The sequence below is a fragment of the Shimia marina genome, assembly GCF_001458175.1.
Classification (GTDB): domain Bacteria; phylum Pseudomonadota; class Alphaproteobacteria; order Rhodobacterales; family Rhodobacteraceae; genus Shimia; species Shimia marina.
On sequence record NZ_CYPW01000040.1, the window covers coordinates 1800 to 20227 of the forward strand.

General features: G+C 58.3%; 19 protein-coding genes. 11 read left to right on the forward strand and 8 right to left on the reverse strand.

Annotated elements, in window-relative coordinates:
- On the reverse strand, positions 1-225 hold a 225-nt coding region (locus SHM7688_RS17670), incomplete at its 3' end, for an acetyl-coenzyme A synthetase N-terminal domain-containing protein (protein WP_306341277.1).
- Positions 226-684: 459 nt separating this feature from the next.
- Positions 685-1206, reverse strand: coding sequence for a CBS domain-containing protein (locus tag SHM7688_RS17675; RefSeq protein WP_058241280.1), 522 nt, complete (start codon positions 1204-1206; stop codon positions 685-687).
- Positions 1207-1288: 82 nt separating this feature from the next.
- Here SHM7688_RS17675 and SHM7688_RS17680 point away from each other — a divergent pair, with 82 nt between their 5' ends.
- Complete coding sequence (locus tag SHM7688_RS17680) at positions 1289-1471, forward strand: hypothetical protein (protein ID WP_058241550.1); 183 nt, start codon at positions 1289-1291, stop codon at positions 1469-1471.
- Between the two features lie 100 nt (positions 1472-1571).
- On the opposite strand, the gene SHM7688_RS17685 is transcribed toward SHM7688_RS17680, so the two are convergent.
- Positions 1572-2336 (reverse strand): nuclear transport factor 2 family protein, encoded by a 765-nt coding sequence (locus SHM7688_RS17685; protein ID WP_058241281.1) that lies wholly within the window; start codon positions 2334-2336, stop codon positions 1572-1574.
- A 181-nt stretch (positions 2337-2517) separates the two neighbouring features.
- On the opposite strand from SHM7688_RS17685, the gene SHM7688_RS17690 reads away from it, so the two are divergent.
- The gene (locus tag SHM7688_RS17690) at positions 2518-2895 is read left to right on the forward strand and encodes a winged helix-turn-helix transcriptional regulator (protein ID WP_058241282.1); all 378 of its coding nucleotides are present in this window, start codon (positions 2518-2520) and stop codon (positions 2893-2895) included.
- A gap of 68 nt (positions 2896-2963) precedes the next feature.
- Here SHM7688_RS17690 and nqrM read toward each other — a convergent pair whose 3' ends face one another.
- Together nqrM and SHM7688_RS17700 are read right to left on the reverse strand one after the other, a co-directional pair.
- The gene (gene nqrM / locus SHM7688_RS17695) at positions 2964-3212 is read right to left on the reverse strand and encodes a (Na+)-NQR maturation NqrM (RefSeq protein WP_058241283.1); all 249 of its coding nucleotides are present in this window, start codon (positions 3210-3212) and stop codon (positions 2964-2966) included.
- 16 nt (positions 3213-3228) lie between these two features.
- Positions 3229-4251, reverse strand: a complete 1023-nt coding sequence (locus SHM7688_RS17700) for an FAD:protein FMN transferase (RefSeq protein ID WP_058241284.1) — start codon at positions 4249-4251, stop codon at positions 3229-3231.
- A 247-nt stretch (positions 4252-4498) separates the two neighbouring features.
- On the opposite strand from SHM7688_RS17700, the gene SHM7688_RS17705 reads away from it, so the two are divergent.
- From SHM7688_RS17705 to SHM7688_RS17745, 9 genes are all read left to right on the forward strand, one after another.
- On the forward strand, positions 4499-5836 hold the full coding sequence (locus tag SHM7688_RS17705) for a Na(+)-translocating NADH-quinone reductase subunit A (RefSeq protein ID WP_058241285.1): 1338 nt from the start codon (positions 4499-4501) through the stop codon (positions 5834-5836).
- A gap of 3 nt (positions 5837-5839) precedes the next feature.
- A complete protein-coding gene (locus SHM7688_RS17710) occupies positions 5840-7039 on the forward strand; it encodes an NADH:ubiquinone reductase (Na(+)-transporting) subunit B (protein WP_058241286.1) in 1200 nt (399 codons plus the stop codon).
- The gene (locus SHM7688_RS17715; protein WP_058241287.1) at positions 7032-7838 is read left to right on the forward strand and encodes a Na(+)-translocating NADH-quinone reductase subunit C; all 807 of its coding nucleotides are present in this window, start codon (positions 7032-7034) and stop codon (positions 7836-7838) included. The genes SHM7688_RS17710 and SHM7688_RS17715 overlap by 8 nt, the downstream gene beginning before the upstream one ends.
- Positions 7838-8491 (forward strand): NADH:ubiquinone reductase (Na(+)-transporting) subunit D, encoded by a 654-nt coding sequence (locus tag SHM7688_RS17720; RefSeq protein WP_058241288.1) that lies wholly within the window; start codon positions 7838-7840, stop codon positions 8489-8491. Before SHM7688_RS17715 ends, SHM7688_RS17720 begins: the two co-directional genes overlap by 1 nt.
- Entirely contained in the window at positions 8491-9099 is a 609-nt protein-coding gene (gene nqrE / locus SHM7688_RS17725; protein ID WP_058241289.1) for an NADH:ubiquinone reductase (Na(+)-transporting) subunit E, read from the forward strand. Before SHM7688_RS17720 ends, nqrE begins: the two co-directional genes overlap by 1 nt.
- Before the next feature lie 16 nt (positions 9100-9115).
- A complete protein-coding gene (gene nqrF, locus SHM7688_RS17730; protein ID WP_058241290.1) occupies positions 9116-10339 on the forward strand; it encodes an NADH:ubiquinone reductase (Na(+)-transporting) subunit F in 1224 nt (407 codons plus the stop codon).
- Between the two features lie 175 nt (positions 10340-10514).
- Entirely contained in the window at positions 10515-11117 is a 603-nt protein-coding gene (locus SHM7688_RS17735; protein WP_058241291.1) for an NAD(P)H-dependent oxidoreductase, read from the forward strand.
- On the forward strand, positions 11114-13057 hold the full coding sequence (locus SHM7688_RS17740) for a cation:proton antiporter domain-containing protein (protein WP_083499105.1): 1944 nt from the start codon (positions 11114-11116) through the stop codon (positions 13055-13057). Before SHM7688_RS17735 ends, SHM7688_RS17740 begins: the two co-directional genes overlap by 4 nt.
- Before the next feature lie 2 nt (positions 13058-13059).
- Positions 13060-14448 (forward strand): MATE family efflux transporter, encoded by a 1389-nt coding sequence (locus tag SHM7688_RS17745; RefSeq protein ID WP_223229212.1) that lies wholly within the window; start codon positions 13060-13062, stop codon positions 14446-14448.
- 21 nt (positions 14449-14469) lie between these two features.
- Here the strand turns inward: SHM7688_RS17745 and eda are convergent, their stop codons facing one another.
- The 3 genes from eda to zwf are packed head-to-tail and all read right to left on the reverse strand — an operon-like array spanning position 14470 to position 18425.
- Positions 14470-15117: a bifunctional 4-hydroxy-2-oxoglutarate aldolase/2-dehydro-3-deoxy-phosphogluconate aldolase gene (eda, locus tag SHM7688_RS17750; RefSeq protein ID WP_058241293.1), complete on the reverse strand. Its 648-nt coding sequence runs from the start codon at positions 15115-15117 to the stop codon at positions 14470-14472.
- Positions 15117-16931 (reverse strand): phosphogluconate dehydratase, encoded by a 1815-nt coding sequence (gene edd, locus SHM7688_RS17755; RefSeq protein ID WP_058241551.1) that lies wholly within the window; start codon positions 16929-16931, stop codon positions 15117-15119. Before edd ends, eda begins: the two co-directional genes overlap by 1 nt.
- 39 nt (positions 16932-16970) lie before the next feature.
- Positions 16971-18425 (reverse strand): glucose-6-phosphate dehydrogenase, encoded by a 1455-nt coding sequence (zwf, locus tag SHM7688_RS17760; RefSeq protein WP_058241294.1) that lies wholly within the window; start codon positions 18423-18425, stop codon positions 16971-16973.
- Positions 18426-18428 lie beyond the last annotated feature (3 nt).

Below are 18428 nucleotides of genomic sequence, written 5' to 3' on the forward strand. Positions count from 1 at the left end.
TTCAAACCATTTGATGTCCACATTGCCCGGGGCGAAGGAGGTGTTCTTCACCTTGCTGTAAGGCTTGATCCACTCCACGCGCTTGCCATGCTCTCCCCAAAACGCCTCAGGATCCGCAAGCGAAGACGCATACATCTCCTCGTAGGTGGCGGTGTCAATATGAGCGTTTTGGGTCAGTTCGGCAGATGGCGAAAAGCTGGTGGGTGCTTTGGCGTCCAGTGACATGAAGGCTCCTCCCTCGGTCCAATAACTTAATCTCCTCTCTCAGGTGCGATGACCTGAGACCCCGATGGCAGAATAGGCAAATGAGAAAACAAGTGAATAAGGCGCAGAAATAAAACAGAAAATCTGTAAATATATTTCCTGAACAGCATGTGTTTTTGTAAAGGAATTATGGGTGGGCCGAGGAAACCCTCTATTTGCAAGGAGTTGGTTAACCTGTGTGAATCCGGGGTTAACGGGCTCTGTGCTGGTAAATGCAGCTGTTACCGCGAACATCTTGTGGCCCCACCCTGTGACAAAGCGGAGCAGAGGTGTGGGCGCAGAGGCCGTGAGGTTGAATTTGGCGATTCTTGGAGGGGGAGATCAGCGATAAAGTGTGGGCGCCAGCTGCGCAACGGTGCGCTGTGGCTTTATGCTGACTTTGAGGCGCGCAGACGGGGGCCGCCTGCGCGCGACTGGGTGTCAGCCCACGATGAGTTGTTTCATTTGCAGGGCTTCATGCTCAAGCTGGGTGAGACGGAAATTGACAAGATCGCCGATGGTGACCATGCCCAGCAGGCCGCTGTCATCTGCAACCGGCATGTGGCGGAAGCGGCCTTCGGTCATGCGGCGCAGCACATCCACCATGGCATCGCCGGGCGCACAGACCTGTACCTCGCTGGTCATCACGTCTTCGACCTTCTGGGGGAGGGTCTGGCCGGGGGTGTCAGCCAGCTTGCGGACAATATCACGCTCCGACAGGATGCCTTGGAGGCTGCCGTTGGCATCGGTCACAAGAAGCGCCCCGATGTGTTTGTCACGCAGCACTTCCACAGCCTTGCCCAGGGTATCTTGTGGGCGGATGGCAAAGACATTTTTGCCTTTCTGGTCCAAAACCATATGCACCGAAGCGGAGGCTGCCGACATATTGGAGCTGGCAGACTGGCTCACGGTCTTGGCTTTTTCTTCCGATTTGCGGTTGGGTGCTTGGTAGGAACTGGGCATGTATGAAGGCTCCTTGCATGGAAAAAGTTCAGAGGTTATGGGTCCAGCCTAACCACAAGTTTCGCCTTTGGGGGATTTTTCTTTGCCTGACGTGACGCTTTCTCCGGCGCTGGCCACTGTGCTGTTTGTGCTCGCCTGTCTGGCGGGCCACCGCTATCGCCGGGTCTGGAAAGAGGAGGGCCCACGCTGGCAGCTTTGGGTCTCGGGCCTGCTGGCGGCGGGCTGTCTTTTGGCAGTGGCTTTGTTTCCCGTGGTGCCCGTCTAGGATCAGACCCTTTTGGGCGGTACGCGGTACGCGCCCGCCCTGCGGCCGTCTGGCGTTATTTGGGATACAGCCAGATCGACCGACTTTAGGATGAGGGGCGTTAGAACTTGCCGTTGTCATGCGCCATCTGGGCAGGTGTGGGGGCAACCACATCCCAGTGCTCCACGATCTTATTGTCTTCGATCCGCCAGAGATCAAAGAAAGCCCATGGCTCCCCGCTGACGTTGGCATCTGAGGCGACAAAGACAAAGTTGCCTTCTGCAACAACGATCTGTGGTTCAAATTTGGTGATGACATAGCCCTGGTCAGCCCAGGCCTTTGTGCCTGCCATCAGCCCATCGATGCCGTCGGCAAGTTGTGGATTGTGCTGCATGTAGACTTCTGAATATTGCGGTGCCTTCTCGGGCGCGGCGCCGCCAAGGACGTCGCGCACAAACCCCAGCACCAGCGCTTTGTTGGCTTCTGTATGGTCGTGGTCCTTGATCTCTGTTGGGCCGTCAAGCATGCCGCGCCCGGAGGCTGTGGTTTGCGGGATAGGCTGTAGATTGTCCCAATGTTCTGCGACTTTGCCGTCTTGCACGCGGAAGATATCAAAGGCCGCGAGGCTGGGTGCGCCGAAGGCATCGGCGTTGTCAAAGCTGCTGTGCAGTACCACCAGATCCCCTTCGGCGAGGACGCGGTGGGTTGTCACGGTCATGCCGGATTGTGCGACCATTGGAATGAAGCCAGCCAGCCCCTGTGCGCCGGTGGGGATCTGTGGATTGTGCTGAATATAATCCGGGGTGACCAAGGCGTCTGCAGCCTGTGGATCGTGATCAACGAATGCGGCGGTGAAAAAGGCGAGGACGAGTTCTTTGGGGGTCATGTTGTTTTCCTTTGATTCGATGTTTTTCCTTAAGTGGTAGCTAATTAATACTAGATAGCAATTACGTACTTTGAACGAACCAGGTAGGGTGAAAGCTACCACCTAGGACAGGCGAGCTTGCGTATTCAGATGTTCTTGGCGTAGATGTGCAGATGGTCTTCAGTTGATACGAGGGTGTAAAATGCTACCGATTGGTGTTGCGAATAAGGCGGAGGCGTCCAACTGCTCGATCCGTTCTGTGCTGTCTAATGTGACGGGCAAGTGGCGGATGATCATCATCCTTGCGCTTGAAGATGAGCCCAAGCGGTTTGGAGATTTGAAGCGCTGTATTGGCGATGTTACGCAAAGTGTGCTGACGGACAATCTGCGCGGATTGCAGCGGGACGGCTATATCACCCGTTCGGTCGAGACGGGGCCGCCGATCGCCGTGTCATATGAGCTCACCCCTCTGGGGCGCACGCTTTTGGAGATGCTCAAGCCACTGGTGTTTTGGTCTCATGAGCAGATGGAAGAAGTGCGCCGGCAGCGTATGGAATATGATCGCGCACAGACCAAGTGAGGCGCGCAACAAAAAATGCCGCACGAGACGGTGCGGCATTTGAAAAATTCAAACTAACAACAGATTTTTCAGCTCTGAACGGTGTCTTCCGCTTCCATTTGTTCAAGCATTTTGCGTGCACGTGGACATTGCAGACGTTCCCGCAGCGGGCTGTCCGGATCGATGTCTTTGGCGCAGACCACGCATTTGTCGGAACCGCTGATCGCGTTGAGCCCGCCGCAGGATCCTTTGATGGTTTTGCCCATGAACATCACCCCAAGCGACATGCCCAGCGTGACCAGAAGCAGCAGCGCAAATGCGATCATAAACGTTTCCATGAGAGGTATGCCTTTTCTACCCGAGTTGCACGACGTCAAATTGCGTGCTGGCTTCGGAGACGAATCGCATGTCTCCGGAAGACGTGTTCCTGTCTATAAAGAGCGCCGCAATGCCGCGCTCTTCGGCGATCTGCATACCGCGTTTTGTGCCAAGTGCAAGCAATGCCGTGGCCCAGGCGTCTGCGAGCATGGCGTTTTCAGCCAGCACCGTGACGGACGCGGTGGTATGTGTGACCGGGCGCCCGGTCTGGGCGTCCAGAATATGTGAATAGCGGATGCCATACTTTTCGAAGTAGTTGCGGTAATCTCCAGAGGTGGCCATGCCAACGTTGGATACACCCACAACCTTAAGAATACTTCTTTGCAGAGCATCTGGCTCTTCTATGGCGATTTGCCAAGGCCTGCTCTCAGCATTTTGACCGGAAGTGACGATATCGCCACCGATTTCCACCATGTAGTTGGTGAGGCCAAAATCCGCGAGCACCGCGCCAAGGCGATCGACGCCAAAACCCTTGCCTATGGCGGAGAGATAAAGGCCTCCCTCAGGCACATGTTTGGTCACGGTCTGCCCATCTAAGGATAGAACGCGGCTTTGGCCGGTGTGAATCTGTGTGGCCCGAACCTCGGCATCGGGCGGCACGCTGCCCGGTGGCCGGGCTGCGCCGAAGCCCCAGAGATCAATCAAAGGGCCAAGCGTGATGTCAAACTGCCGGTCGCTGGCGTGATGCACATCCTCTGCGGCCTTCAGTAAGGTGGCCATGTCTGCGGAGAGGGGCAGGGGATCGGCTCTTCGGTGCGCATTGATCGCGGAGACCTCTGAAGCGGGGTTCCAGTTCGACATCTTGATGTCCACGTCCTGCAGCGCGTCCTGCAATGCGGCATCCAGCTCTTTTGGGTCGACGTCCGCGTCATTGACTGCCACCACCGAATAGCTTGTGCCCATAGTCTGTCCGGTGAGCAGCAGGTCAGCGGCACCGCGTTTGCAGGCTGCCAATGCCAGCGTCATGAAGATAAAGCTGCGGCGGGAGAGTTTGGGCATAAGAATCAACGTTACGTCAACTGGGCTAAGGAAGGGCAAACCGCCAGCGCATCAGCGAATTTTTGCGGCAGTTTGCAACGCCTGCTGGTCTGGCGCGGAATTTCGAGCGCACGTTATTGCTCTGGTAAGTCAGAAACAATAGGAAAGTGACCGTATTGGGACTGGTTGTTGGGCGAGACTCCGCGTATACGGCAGGCGCAATCAGACAAGACTTGTAAGACGAACCTAACGACAGGATGGCATTGGCGTGCAGCATTTTGCGCTACGAAAAGGCCTAAACCTTCCGATCACCGGGGCCCCCGGCGACGGAATCCATGAGGCTGCAGCGGTAAAAACCGTGGCGGTCTTGGGGGCCGACTATATTGGATTGAAGCCACGTATCGCCGTATCAGAAGGCGATATAGTAGCCGCAGGAGCGCCGATTCTGGCGCATAAAGACTCACCAGAAACAAAAGTGGTTTCGCCGGTCTCCGGTCGCGTCAAAGCGATCAACCGGGGCGCGCGCCGAAAGCTTTTGAGCGTTGTGATCGAGGTGGATGCTGCCGCGGCTGAGCCGGTGGACTTCTCCGATGTGGGAGACATCAGCACGCGCGAAGGTCTGGTTGAGCGGCTCTGTGCGGCGGGTCTGTGGACCGCATTCCGCACGCGGCCTTACTCAAAAGTGCCTGAAGCGGATACGACGCCCGCGGCGATCTATGTGAACGCAATGGATACGGAGCCGCTTGCGGCGGACCCGGCGGTTGTGATTGCAGATGCGGCAGAGGCCTTTGCCAAAGGGCTGGCGGCGATCGCGGGTCTCACTGAAGGTAAGACGTATCTCTGTCATGCGCCGGGCGCTGATGTGCCAAGTGTGGACGGTGTTGAGGTCGCGACCTTCTCCGGTCCGCACCCTGCCGGGCTTGCAGGCACACATATGCATTTCCTGGAGCCACCAAGCGCCGCGAAGACGGTCTGGACCATCGGGTATCATGATGTGATTGCCATTGGGCGTCTGCTGACCACGGGTAAGATCGACAGCACACGCGTCGTGGCACTGTGTGGGCCGCTCTGTGCCAAGCCGCGTCTGGTGCGCACCGTGGATGGGGCTTCTCTGACGGATCTGACCGCAGGTGAGATGAACAGCGACGTGCCTGTGCGTCTGGTGTCCGGCTCGATCCTGAGCGGCTATGCCGGAGAAGAGGTGGAAGCTTATCTTGGGCGCTATGCACGTCAGGTGACGCTGATCGAAGAAGATCACAAGCAGATCCCGATGGGCTGGATCCGTCCGATGCCAAGCAAATACTCTTTCCTGCCAGTGCTGGGCTCTGCTTTCTCCAAGAAGCTTTACCCGCTGACCTCCAACCTGAATGGTGGACGGCGTGCGATGGTGCCGCTGGGCACTTTTGAAAAACTGATGCCGCAGGATTTCCTGCCAACGCAGCTCACACGGGCCTTGTTGGTGATGGACACCGACGAAGCACAGAAGCTGGGAGCGCTGGAGCTGGACGAAGAAGACCTCGGTCTGATCGGGTTTGCCTGTCCGGCGAAATATGAATACGGCGAAGCGCTGCGCGATAGCCTTACTAAGATTGAACGGGAGGGCTGATTGATGGGAGTGCGTAACTTCTTTGATCGGATCGAACCGAACTTCACGAAGGGTGGCAAATACGAAAAGCTGTTCCCCATCTATGAGATGGTGGAGAGCTTTCTGTTCACTCCGAAGACGGTCACGACTGCGGCGCCACACGCCCGCTCTTATGTCGATATGAAGCGGATCATGACCTATGTCGTGATCGCCACAATCCCCTGTATCATCATGGGGCTTTACAATGTGGGTCTGCAGGTCAACTCGGCCTATGAGACTTTCCCACCAAGTGGCTGGCGCGCGGCGATTATCTCTGCGCTGGGCATTGGTTTTGATGCCAGCAACCCGCTGGCAAATTTTGCCCATGGGTTGCTGTATTTCTTGCCGATTTACATCACCACGCTTGTGGTTGGGGGCATCTGGGAAGTGATCTTTGCCACGGTGCGTGGCCATGAGGTGAACGAAGGCTTCCTTGTGACCTCCATGCTGTTTGCCCTGATCATGCCACCGTCTGCCCCATTGTGGCAGGTTGCGTTGGGCATTTCCTTTGGGGTGGTGATCGGCAAAGAAGTCTTTGGCGGGACCGGCAAGAACTTCCTGAACCCGGCGTTGACTGGCCGTGCTTTCCTGTATTTTGCCTATCCGGCAAACATGTCCGGTGACACGATCTGGACCCCGGTTGACGGCTTCTCTGGTGCAACCGCGCTGTCTGTCTCTTCCTCTGCTGGCTATGAGCAGCTGGCGGCACAGGGCATGAACTGGATGAACTCCTTTGTGGGCACCGTTCAGGGCTCCATTGGTGAGACCTCGGCACTGGCCTGTCTGATTGGTCTGTGCTTCCTGCTGATCACGCAAATTGCCAACTGGCGTCTGGTTGTGGGCTGTATGGCGGGGATGATTGGCTTCACCCTGCTGCTGAACGCCATTGGCTCTGACAGCAACCCGATGTTTGCCATGCCTTGGTACTGGCACTTTGTTGTGGGCGGTTTCGCCTTTGGCATGGTGTTCATGGTGACCGAGCCTGTGTCTGCGAGCCACACCAATGTGGGCCGCTACATCTACGGCGCGCTGATCGGTTTCATGGTTGTGATGATCCGTGTGATCAACCCGGCCTTCCCTGAGGGCATGATGCTGGCGATCCTGTTCGGCAACGTGTTTGCGCCGCTGATCGACTACTTCGTGATCCAAGCCAATATCAAACGGAGAGCTAAACGCCATGCCTGAGGATACTAAGCAAATGGGCCCGATCCGGCGTTTTCTGGCACTGCCACCTGACTCTGTGCCAAAGACCGTTTTTGTGGCCGTAACCCTCTGTCTGCTCGCCTCCATGGTGGTGTCCGCTGTTGCGGTATCCCTGCGGCCTGTGCAGGAAATCAACAAGCTGAAAGACAAGCAGATCAATATTCTGCAGGTTGCCGGTGTCTATGATCCTGAAGTGGACGTACTGGAAGCCTTTGCCGCGTTTGAGCCGCATGTTCTGGAGCTGGCGACAGGTGAATTCACCGATAAGTTCGATGCGGCCACTTTTGATGACCGTGCGGCTGCCGACAATCCAGAGACCTCTGTGGCGCTGGAAGACGATCCGGCCGGTATCGGACGTCAGTCCCGCTTTGTGACCGTTTATCTGTTGCGCGATGACGCGGGCGCCATTGACCGGGTGATCCTGCCGATCCACGGCTATGGTCTTTGGTCGACGCTTTATGGCTTCATTGCGCTTGAAGCCAACGGCAACGACATTTTTGGTCTGCAGTTTTACAGCCACGCCGAGACTCCCGGTCTGGGTGCGGAAGTGGACAACCCACGCTGGAAAGCGCTGTGGCCGGGCAAGCGGCTTGCAGATGAAGATGGCAATTTGCAAATCACCGTTGCCAGAGCTGCGCCGCCTGCTGGTGCAGACTTCCACGTAGATGCGCTGGCTGGGGCGACCCTGACAAGCGTGGGCGTGAACAACCTCGTGCGTTTCTGGATGAGCGAAGCTGGCTATGCGCCCTTCCTTGAGAACCTCAAAGCGGGAGAGATCTGATGGCACAAACTCGTAGAGAAATGCTGATCGACCCATTGGTCGACAACAACCCGATCACCTTGCAGGTTCTGGGCATCTGTTCTGCGCTGGCGGTGACGTCTTCGTTGCAGGTGGCTTTCGTGATGTCCATCGCGGTGACCGCAGTAACGGCGTTTTCATCCATGTTCATTTCGATGATCCGCAACCAGATCCCCGGATCGATTCGGATCATCGTGCAGATGGTGATCATCGCCTCGCTGGTGATCATCGTGGATCAGGTGCTCAAAGCCTATGCCTATGAGATCTCCAAAACCCTGTCGGTGTTTGTGGGTCTGATCATCACCAACTGTATCGTGATGGGCCGGGCGGAAGCCTTTGCCATGAAGAACCCACCGATTGCGTCCTTCATCGACGGTATCGGCAACGGTCTTGGCTATGGTCTGATCCTGATGCTGGTGGGTGTGATCCGTGAACTGTTTGGCTCTGGGTCGCTGTTTGGCATCACCATAATGGAAACCGTGAACAACGGTGGCTGGTATGTGCCCAATGGTCTGCTGTTGCTGCCGCCATCTGCGTTCTTTGTCATCGGTCTGTTGATCTGGGCGTTCCGCAGCTGGAAGCCAGAACAGGTTGAAGCGCGTGAATATAAAATCCAAGTGGTGGAGGCGCACTGATGGAAGCCTTGATTTCTCTGGCAGTCAAAGCGGTTTTTGTTGAAAACCTCGCGCTGTCCTTCTTCCTCGGCATGTGTACCTTTATCGCCGTGTCCAAAAAGATTTCCACGGCCATGGGGCTGGGGATTTCGGTGATGATCGTGCAGGCCATCACGGTTCCGGCGAACAATCTGATCCTGAACAACCTGCTGGCGCCCGGCGCACTGGCATGGGCCGGGTTCCCGGATGTGGATCTGACCTTTCTCGGCCTGATCTCCTATATCGGGGTGATTGCCGCGCTGGTGCAGATCCTTGAGATGGTGCTCGATAAGTATTTCCCACCGCTTTACAACGCGCTGGGCGTGTTCCTTCCGCTGATCACAGTGAACTGCGCGATCATGGGCGGCTCGCTGTTCATGGTGGAACGCGGCTACAACTTTGCTGAGGCAACCACCTACGGTATTTCCTCCGGCTTTGGCTGGGCGCTTGCAATCACCGCGATGGCCGGTGTGCGTGAGAAACTGAAATATTCGGACATTCCCGATGGTCTTCAGGGCCTAGGCATCACCTTCATCACCGCAGGTCTGATGGCGATGGCCTTCATGTCCTTCAGCGGCGTGAAACTCTGAGGAAGGCAAGACAGATATGGCAACTTTTGGATTAGGTATCCTTCTGTTCACCCTGATCGTTATTGCATTGGTGACGATCATTCTGGCGGCACGGTCTAAGCTTGTGTCCACGGGTGACGTGAACATCACCATCAACGGTGAGAAAACCATTTCCGTTCCCGCAGGTGGCAAGCTGTTGCAGACGCTGGCGGAGCAGAAGCTGTTTGTGCCGTCCGCCTGTGGTGGTGGTGGCACATGTGCGCAGTGTCGTGTGAAAGTGCATTCCGGCGGCGGGTCGATCCTGCCGACGGAAGAGAGCCACATCACCAAGCGTGAAGCGGGCTGTGGCGACCGTCTGTCCTGTCAGGTGGCAGTCAAGCAGGACATGGACATCGAAGTGCCTGAAGAGGTGTTTGGCGTGAAGAAGTGGGAGTGTACTGTACGCTCCAACGACAACGTCGCGACCTTCATCAAAAACCTCGTTCTGGAACTGCCGGAAGGCGAAGATGTGAACTTCCGCGCTGGTGGTTACATTCAGATCGAGGCCCCGGCGCACAAGCTCTCCTACAAGGATTTTGCGATTCAGGAAGAGTATCACGAGGATTGGGACAAGTTTAACCTGTGGCAGTATGAATCCACAGTGAGCGAGCCCATTGAACGTGCGTATTCGATGGCGAACTACCCGGATGAAAAAGGCCTGATCATGCTGAACGTGCGTGTGGCCTCGCCCCCTCCGGGCAGTCAGGGCATTCCTCCGGGTCAGATGTCGAGCTACATCTTCAACCTGAAGCCAGGTGACAAGGTGACAATCTCTGGTCCGTTTGGGGAATTCTTTGCCCGCGAGACACAAAAAGAGATGGTCTTCATTGGCGGTGGTGCCGGTATGGCGCCGATGCGCAGCCACATCTTTGATCAGCTCAAACGCCTTGAGAACCGTGATCGCAAGATCACCTTCTGGTATGGTGCGCGGTCCAAGAAAGAGATGTTCTTTGTTGAGGACTTCGACCAGCTGGCAGAAGAATTCGACAACTTCGAATGGCATGTGGCGCTGTCGGATGCGATGCCGGAGGATGACTGGAAAGGCTACACGGGCTTTATCCACAATGTTCTCTTTGAAGAGTATCTGAAGAACCACCCAGCCCCAGAAGACTGCGAGTTCTACATGTGTGGTCCGCCCATCATGAACCAGTCTGTGATCAACATGCTGCTTGATCTGGGTGTGGACCGCGAAGACATCATGTTGGATGACTTCGGCGGTTAAGCCAAAGCAAGACAAGATCAGAAAACGCCGCTCTCCGGAGCGGCGTTTTTCTTTGCAGCCCTCGTTGTGAGTGGATGCACAGCTTGCAGGCTTGGCCTTCGGAAAAACTGCTGGCAAGGTGCTCTGAGCGAACAAAAACCCCGGTAGGGCATTCCGGTGGGGAGGACATCATCCAATGCGTGTATTGGTCTATCAGGCGCATCCCGGTGCCGTGCATTCCATGGCCAACAAGGCGATGAATGCGGCAACACAATCGGTCGAGGGTATCACCTTTGTCGATTTATACGCGGAATATCCGCGAGTTGATATTGATGTGGCGCGCGAGCAGGACCGCCTGTTGGCGCATGATGCGATCCTGTTTCAATATCCGCTGTTTTGGTATTCGACCCCGTCTCTGATCAAGGAATGGCAGGATCTGGTGCTGCAGCATGGGTTTGCCTATGGCCGCGAAGGTCAGGCGCTTGCCGGAAAATACTGGTCTATGGGCATCACCTGTGGTGCGCCGCAGGAGGCCTATGGGGCGGATGGCTACAATGGGTTTGATCTGCGCACGCTGCTCACCCCGATGGAGCAGACAGCCCGGCTTTGCCACATGCGCTTCCTCTCTCCCTATGTGCTCTACGGTGCGCTTGAGAAGCGGGAGAATGGCGGTTTGGGGCCGCATGCCGAAGGCTGGCGGCGCTGGTTGATCGGGCTGCGTGATGACCGGGTGCTGCTTGAGAAAGCCAATGCGCTGGATGTGGTGCAAGAGCATGATCTGAACGAGGTGATCCAATGACCGGTTTTTTGTTGCTGGCCACTGTTTTTCTGATTGCCGGGGTTCTGGCGGTGCCTTTGGCGTCGCGACTGGGGCTGGGATCTGTGCTGGGCTATCTGATCGCGGGGATTGTGATTTCGCCAATCCTGCATTGGTTGCATGTGGATATCATTGAAATTCAGCATTTTGCCGAATTTGGCGTGGTGATGATGCTGTTCCTTGTCGGGTTGGAGCTGGACCCGAAGATGCTTTGGGCGATGCGCAGGCGTCTGCTGGGGCTTGGCGGGTTGCAGGTGGCGGTGACCACGGGGCTGATTGCGGTGATCTGCATGGGCTTTGGCCTGAGCTGGAGTGTTGCGCTGGCTTTGGGCATGGTTTTTGCGCTCTCCTCCACGGCGATTGTGCTGCAGACTTTGAACGAAAAGGGGCTGATGCAGGCGCAGGGCGGGCAGGACTCTTTTCAGGTGCTGTTGTTTCAGGACATTGCGGTCATTCCCATGCTGGCGCTGTTGCCGCTTCTGGCGATGCCTGAGCTTGCGGATGTGGCCGGGCAGGTTTCTGCGGACCAGCACGGTGATGGACATGGGGATGGACATGGGGATGGGCACGCTGCGATGAGCCTCGTGGAGGGGCGCCCCGGCTGGCAGGTGGCCATGATCACGCTTGCGGCGGTTGCGGCGATTGGTGTGATTGGCAATTTTCTGGCCCGGCCGCTGTTTCGCTTTGTGGCGATGGCTAATCTGCGCGAGGTCTTTGTGGCCACGGCGCTGGCATTGGTGGTGGGGATCGCGCTGTTGATGTCGCTGGTGGGGCTGTCGCCTGCTTTGGGCACGTTTCTGGCGGGCGTGGTGCTGGCCAATAGTGAATACCGCCACGAGCTGGAAAGCGATATCGATCCGTTTCGGGGGCTCCTGTTGGGGCTGTTTTTCATGACTGTGGGCGCGGCGATCGACTTTGGCCTGTTGTGGGGGAATTTTGCCCTCGTGATCGGCGCCGCGCTTGGGGTGATGGCGCTGAAGGCAGGGGTGCTTTATGCGCTGGCCCGGATGTTCAAGCTGACCGGCAGCGACCGTTGGCTGTTCACTTTGGGGCTCGCACAGGCCGGGGAATTTGGCTTTGTGTTGTTGAGCTTTACGGTGGCAAGCCATGTGATCCCGCCGGAGGTGGCACAGATCGCGCTGTTGGTGGTGGCCCTCTCTATGTTGCTGACGCCGGGGCTGTTTATCCTCTATGATCGGGGGATTGCGCCACGGTTTTTACAGGCGCAGGACGCGGCGGCGGAGGATATTGATCACCGCAGCAAGATCATCGTGGCAGGGTATGGGCGGTTTGGTGGGATCGTGGCACGGATGCTGCGCCAGATCGGGGAACAGCCGGTGGTGGTGGATTATTCCTCCCACCAACTGGAGATGCTGCGCCGCTTTGATACCAAAGTGTTTTTTGGCGATGCCACGCGGGCGGATCTGTTGCATGCGGCCGGGATTGAAGACGCAAAGATGCTGGTGATTGCCATTGATGGCAAAGATCAGATCACCCATCTGGTGGAGCATGTGGCCCGCCATCATCCGCATGTGCATATCGTGGCGCGAGCGGTAGACCGGGGCCATGTCTATGATCTTTACAGTGCAGGCGCCAAAGACATCATTCGCGAGACGTTTGACAGTGCGGTTCGGGCCGGACGGGCCGCCTATGAGGCGCTTGGGATCCATCCTTTTCAGGCCGAGCAACTGGCACGCCGCTTTACCAAAGCGGACCGGGATTTGCTGGTAAAAACGGCGGCGGTGCATAAGCCGGGGGTCTTGCTGGCGGACAATGCCGAGTTTGTTGAGCTGGCCAAGGAGCTCAATGCGCGTATGGAAGAAGAGCTGTTGAATGCCAAGGACGGGTTTGGCGTGGATGGCCATCAGGGCTGGGTGCCGCCGCCTGCCAACGTTGGATCAGACCCGGAAGAGGGGCGCTGAGTTTGGCGAAAGCGGTCTTTTTGCAAGGGGCTTTGATGCGCCATGTGGCGGTGATGTCGCTGACCTCATCTGTGGGGTTGATGGCGATCTTTGCGGTCGATTTTGTCGATATGATTTTCATTTCGATGCTTGGCAACAAAGCGCTTGCTGCGGCGGTGGGCTATGCGGGCACGCTGTTGTTTTTCACCAATGCCTTCAACATCGGGCTGTCGATTTCGGCAGGCTCTCTGGTGGCGCGGGCGATTGGCGCGGATCAGCCGGACAGGGCGCGGGAATATGCCGCCTCCGTGGCGGTGCTGGGCGTGCTGATGGGGCTGGTGCTGCCTTTGGTGGTTCTTGGCAATCTGGCTCCGATCCTGAGCTGGCTCGGGGCGGAGGGGGACACGCTGGCGCTGGCGCAGCGCTATGTGCGGATTGTGATCCCCACGATGCCATTGATGTCGCTGGCGATGGTCGGCATGGCAGTCTTGCGCGCCCATGGCGATGCGCGGCGCTCGATGATGGGCACGGTCTTTGGTGGGGCGGTCAACGCCGCGCTGGATCCCCTCCTGATCTTTGGTCTGGGTCTGGGGCTTGATGGGGCGGCCTATGCCTCGGTCATGGCGCGGATCGTCATGTGCAGCTACGCCGTGGTAAGCGTGTGGCGGGTGCACAATGGATTTGCCCGCCCAGCGCTGCCTGTGCTGATGCGGGATGCGCGGGCGATTGCGGCCATTGCCGCCCCGGCCATTCTCACCAATGTGGCCTCGCCTGTTGGCAATGCGATTGTCACGCGAGAGGTGGCGGCCTATGGCACCGATGCGGTGGCGGCGATGGCGGTGATTGGGCGTCTGATGCCGGTGGCTTTCGCGGTGGTTTTTGCGCTCTCAGGCGCGATTGGACCCATTGTTGGCCAGAACTTCGGGGCCGGGCTGTTTGCGCGGGTGCGCGGCACGCTGGTGGCAGGGTTGCAGTTTCTGCTGGGCTATACGCTTCTGGCCGCACTCATTCTATTTGTGGCGCGTCAGATGATTGCCGATGTGTTTGAGGCCAGTGGAGAGATGCGGACTTTGATCTATCTGTTCTGCGGGCCTTTGGCGTTGATGCAGTTTTTCAATGGGGTGATCTTTGTCTGCAATGCCTGTTTCAACAATCTCGGCCATCCGATCTATTCCACATATGTGAATTGGGGGCGGCACAGTTTGGGCACCTATCCCTTTGTCATCGCAGGTGGCGCGCTTTGGGGGGCGTCTGGTGTGCTGATGGGGCAGGCTGTGGGGGGCGCGTTCTTTGCGTTGGCCGCGTTGCTGCTTGCGCTGAAGACCATCCGCAGGATCAGCACGCCCGAACCGGTGGATCCCTTTGCCAAAGACAGCACATTGCATCACGTCAGTGGGCGGCGGAACTGGTAGTCGGGCGCGGCAGCATCGGCGTTAGCGCGGCAGTTGTGCGGCGTCCTGTGCGAGTGCCTCGATCTGATCCCAAGCGCCCGCGTTCATGAGGTCTGCGGGGGCGACCCAACTGCCACCGGCACAGACCACATTGGCCAGCTTGAGATAGTCCGGCGCATTCTGAGGATTGACGCCGCCGGTGGGGCAGAAGCTGATCTGGGGCAGGGGGCTGGCCAAAGACCCCAGGAACTTTGCGCCGCCTGCGGCCTCAGCCGGAAAGAACTTCAGCATGTCATAGCCGCGCTCAAGCAGGGCCATGGCTTCGCTTGCGGAGGCCGCGCCGGGCAAGAGCGGCAGCCCTTCGGCTTCGCAGGCCTGCAACAGCGTGTCCGTTGCCCCCGGCGAGACCCCAAAGGTGGCCCCGGCGGCTTTCGCCGCTTTGACATCTTCTGGTGTGAGCAGCGTGCCTGCGCCAACCATGCCGCCGGGCACGTCTGACATGGCGCGAATGACATCCAGCGCGGCTGGGGTGCGCAGGGTGACTTCCAATGCGGGCAGCCCGCCCGCCACCAATGCCTGCGCCAGAGGTTTGGCATGGGCGACATCCTTGACAACCAGAACCGGCACAATCGGCGCGGCGTTGCAGATTTCACGGGCGCGCAGGCTGGCCTCTTTGGGGGTGATCGGCATCAGTAGGATCCTTCAAAAATGGAGGCGCCGGTTGTGGCAGCGCCCACGGCATTGCGGAACGCGGCAAAGAGTTCGCGGCCTGTGCCCGCTTCATATGCGGAGAGATCGGTGCTGGCAGGGGGGCGGTCTGTGACGCCTTCGGTCAGAATTGTAAGCGCCCCGCCTTCGGCATCTACCCGCAGGATGTCGCCATCTTTGAGCTGGGCAATTGGCCCGCCATCCAGCGCTTCTGGGCTGACGTGGATTGCGGCAGGAATTTTACCGGAAGCACCTGACATGCGCCCATCGGTGACAAAGGCCACTTTTTGACCGCGGCCCTGCATGATGGACATGAGAGGTGTCAGGCTGTGCAGCTCGGGCATGCCATTGGCTTTGGGACCCTGAAAGCGCACCACGATGATCACATCTTCGGTCAACTCCCCGGCCTGAAAGGCCGCTTTGACCTCATCCTGATCATGGAAAACCCGTACCGGGGCCTCCACAAAGCGGTGCTGGGGGGCGACGGCGGAGATTTTCATTACAGCGGTGCCAAGATTACCGGTCAGGCGGGCCAAGCCGCCGGTGGGCTGAAACGGACCATGGGCGGGGCGCACAATTTTTTCGTTGAGCGAGGTTGTGGTGCCGGGCTGCCAGGACAGCGCGCCATCAATCAGCTTGGGCTCTTGCGTGTAATGCGCCAAGCCATCGCCTGCGATGGTTTTTGTGTCAGGGTGCAGCAGATTGGCGGAGAGCAACTCGCCGATCATGTAGCCCAGCCCACCTGCGGCGTGGAAGTGGTTCACATCGGCCAGTCCGTTGGGATAGACGCGCGCCAGGAGGGGAGTGATGTCAGAGAGCTCGGCGAAATCTTCCCATGTGAGCACCACGCCACCCGCGCGGGCCATGGCGATCAGATGGATCAGAAGGTTGGTTGAGCCACCAGTGGCATTGAGACCGATCATGCCATTCACAAAGGCTTTTTCATCCAGAATGTCACAGGTGGGCGTGTAGCTGTTGCCCAAGGCAGACAGGGAAAGCGCGCGGCGGGCGCCTTCTGCGGTGAGGGCATCGCGCAGGTCCGTGTTGGGTGAGACAAAGCTGGCACCGGGCAGATGCAGGCCCATAAATTCCATCAGCATCTGGTTCGTGTTCGCCGTACCATAAAATGTGCAGGTGCCGGGACCGTGGTAGGCGGCCATTTCTGAGGCCATGAGTTCGGCGCGGTCGGCTTCACCGGCGGCAAAACGCTGGCGGACTTTGGCTTTCGCGTCGTTGGAGATGCCGGAGCTCATCGGGCCTGCGGGCAGGAAGACCGCCGGGAGGTGGCCAAAACTCTGTGCGGCAATCACAAGGCCGGGCACAATCTTGTCACAGACGCCCAGATAGACCGAGGCGTCAAAGGTATTGTGGCTGAGTGCGACACCTGCGGCGAGGGCAATCACATCGCGTGAAAACAGCGACAGCTCCATGCCCGCTTCGCCCTGCGTGACGCCATCACACATGGCGGGCACGCCGCCAGCCACCTGTGCCGTGCCGCCAGCCGCGCGCACAGCGTCGCGGATCACGTTGGGATAGCGTTCAAAGGGCTGATGGGCGGACAGCATGTCATTGTAGGCCGTGATAATGCCGAGATTTCCAGCGGATCCGGTGGCCAGCGCGGCTTGATCTTCCCCTGCGCCTGCGTAGGCGTGGGCCTGTCCTGAGCAACTCAGGTGGGCGCGGGCTGGGCCTTTGCTGGCCGCTTGTGACATGCGCTCCAGATAGGCATCCCGATGCGGTTTGCTGCGTGCGATGATGCGCGCGGTGACTTTTTCAACGGTTGGGTGGAGCGGCATCAGGGCCATCCTTCCTATTTTGAGCGTCGAGGCAGGGGGTTAGTCGCCAATGGGGCGCCAGCGGCGACCGCCCTGATGCATCAGCATCAGCGCTTCTTCGGGGCCGGAACTGCCAGGGTCATAGAGCATGGGGCGTTGGCCAGCCTCTTCCCATGCGGCAATCATCGGATCGGCCCAGGCCCAGGCCGCTTCGACTTCGTCGCCGCGCATGAAGAGGGTTTGATCGCCGCGGATCACGTCCATCACCAGACGTTCATAGGCGTCCTGTGAGGTGAGATCCTTGCCCAGCGCATCGGCAAAGGACATGTCCATCGCCACCTCAGTAAGGCGCATGCCGCCGGGGCCGGGTTCTTTGATGGTGGTGCGCAGGGTGATGCCTTCGTCTGGTTGCAGGCGGATGATCAGCGCGTTGCCTTTGCGCCCCTCCATCTTGTTGGGGAAGATGTTGTGGGGCGGGTCCTTGAAGATCACGGCAATTTCGGACACGCGATCGCGCAGATGTTTGCCGGTGCGCAGATAAAACGGCGTGTTGGCCCAGCGCCAGTTGCCCACGGTGAGCTTCATGGCGATGAAGCTTTCTGTGCGGCTGTCGGGGTTTTCCACATCGTCAAAATAACTTTGGTTGTCCCGCCCGGTGCGGTACTGGCCGCGCACAATGTCCCGCAGGGGCACCGGATCCAGCGCTTCGATCACCTTCACTTTTTCATCGCGCACCGAGTTGGGCGTGAATTTGGAGGGTGGCTCCATGGCAATCAGGCAGAGCAGCTGCATCAGGTGGTTTTGCACCATGTCGCGCATCGCGCCGGATTGATCATAATAGCCGCCACGCCCGGCCACGCCGAGGCTTTCGGCCACGGTGATCTGGACATGATCGATGTGGGTGGCGTTCCAGAGCGGTTCAAACAGGGAGTTGGCAAAGCGCAGGGCCATGAGGTTCTGCACGGTTTCTTTGCCGAGGTAGTGGTCGATCCGGTAGATCTGTGCCTCATCAAAATGGCGCAGCAGATCCCGGTTGAGGGCGCGGGCGCTTTCCAGATCGTGACCAAATGGTTTTTCTACCACGATACGGCTTTGCGGTGTGGCGATGGCATGGGTGCTGAGCCGTTCGGCAATGGCCCCAAAAAGTGCAGGGGAGACCGAGAGATAGAAGGTGCGGATCGTATCGGGGCGCAGGATCTTTTGCAGAGCGTCCCAGCCGGTGTCGCCGGTAGCGTCGATATGCACATAGTCGAGCCTTTGTAAAAAGGCGTCGAGCTGATCCTGCGGGCGCAGGTCTGGGGCGACGAATTCCGCGATGGCTGCGCCGACCAATGTGCGGAACTCGGCACTCTCCATTTCTGAGCGCGCCGAGCCGATGATTTTGGCATCAGATGGCATTTGTCCCGCGCGAAAGCGGTGGAAGAGGCCGGGCAGAATTTTGCGCCGGGCCAGATCCCCGGTGGCGCCAAAAATCACAAGATCAAAAGGCTCTACCGGAATAACGCGCGCGACCATCTG

Coding starts and splice junctions, on each gene's coding strand:
- SHM7688_RS17675 (WP_058241280.1), bottom strand. CDS start 1,206: ATGCCCAGTTCCTACCAAGCACCCAACCGCAAATCGGAAGAAAAAGCC.
- SHM7688_RS17685 (WP_058241281.1), bottom strand. CDS start 2,336: ATGACCCCCAAAGAACTCGTCCTCGCCTTTTTCACCGCCGCATTCGTT.
- SHM7688_RS17690 (WP_058241282.1), top strand. CDS start 2,518: ATGCTACCGATTGGTGTTGCGAATAAGGCGGAGGCGTCCAACTGCTCG.
- nqrM (WP_058241283.1), bottom strand. CDS start 3,212: ATGGAAACGTTTATGATCGCATTTGCGCTGCTGCTTCTGGTCACGCTG.
- SHM7688_RS17700 (WP_058241284.1), bottom strand. CDS start 4,251: ATGCCCAAACTCTCCCGCCGCAGCTTTATCTTCATGACGCTGGCATTG.
- SHM7688_RS17710 (WP_058241286.1), top strand. CDS start 5,840: ATGGGAGTGCGTAACTTCTTTGATCGGATCGAACCGAACTTCACGAAG.
- SHM7688_RS17715 (WP_058241287.1), top strand. CDS start 7,032: ATGCCTGAGGATACTAAGCAAATGGGCCCGATCCGGCGTTTTCTGGCA.
- SHM7688_RS17720 (WP_058241288.1), top strand. CDS start 7,838: ATGGCACAAACTCGTAGAGAAATGCTGATCGACCCATTGGTCGACAAC.
- nqrE (WP_058241289.1), top strand. CDS start 8,491: ATGGAAGCCTTGATTTCTCTGGCAGTCAAAGCGGTTTTTGTTGAAAAC.
- nqrF (WP_058241290.1), top strand. CDS start 9,116: ATGGCAACTTTTGGATTAGGTATCCTTCTGTTCACCCTGATCGTTATT.
- SHM7688_RS17735 (WP_058241291.1), top strand. CDS start 10,515: ATGCGTGTATTGGTCTATCAGGCGCATCCCGGTGCCGTGCATTCCATG.
- SHM7688_RS17740 (WP_083499105.1), top strand. CDS start 11,114: ATGACCGGTTTTTTGTTGCTGGCCACTGTTTTTCTGATTGCCGGGGTT.
- eda (WP_058241293.1), bottom strand. CDS start 15,117: ATGCCGATCACCCCCAAAGAGGCCAGCCTGCGCGCCCGTGAAATCTGC.
- edd (WP_058241551.1), bottom strand. CDS start 16,931: ATGCCGCTCCACCCAACCGTTGAAAAAGTCACCGCGCGCATCATCGCA.
- zwf (WP_058241294.1), bottom strand. CDS start 18,425: ATGGTCGCGCGCGTTATTCCGGTAGAGCCTTTTGATCTTGTGATTTTT.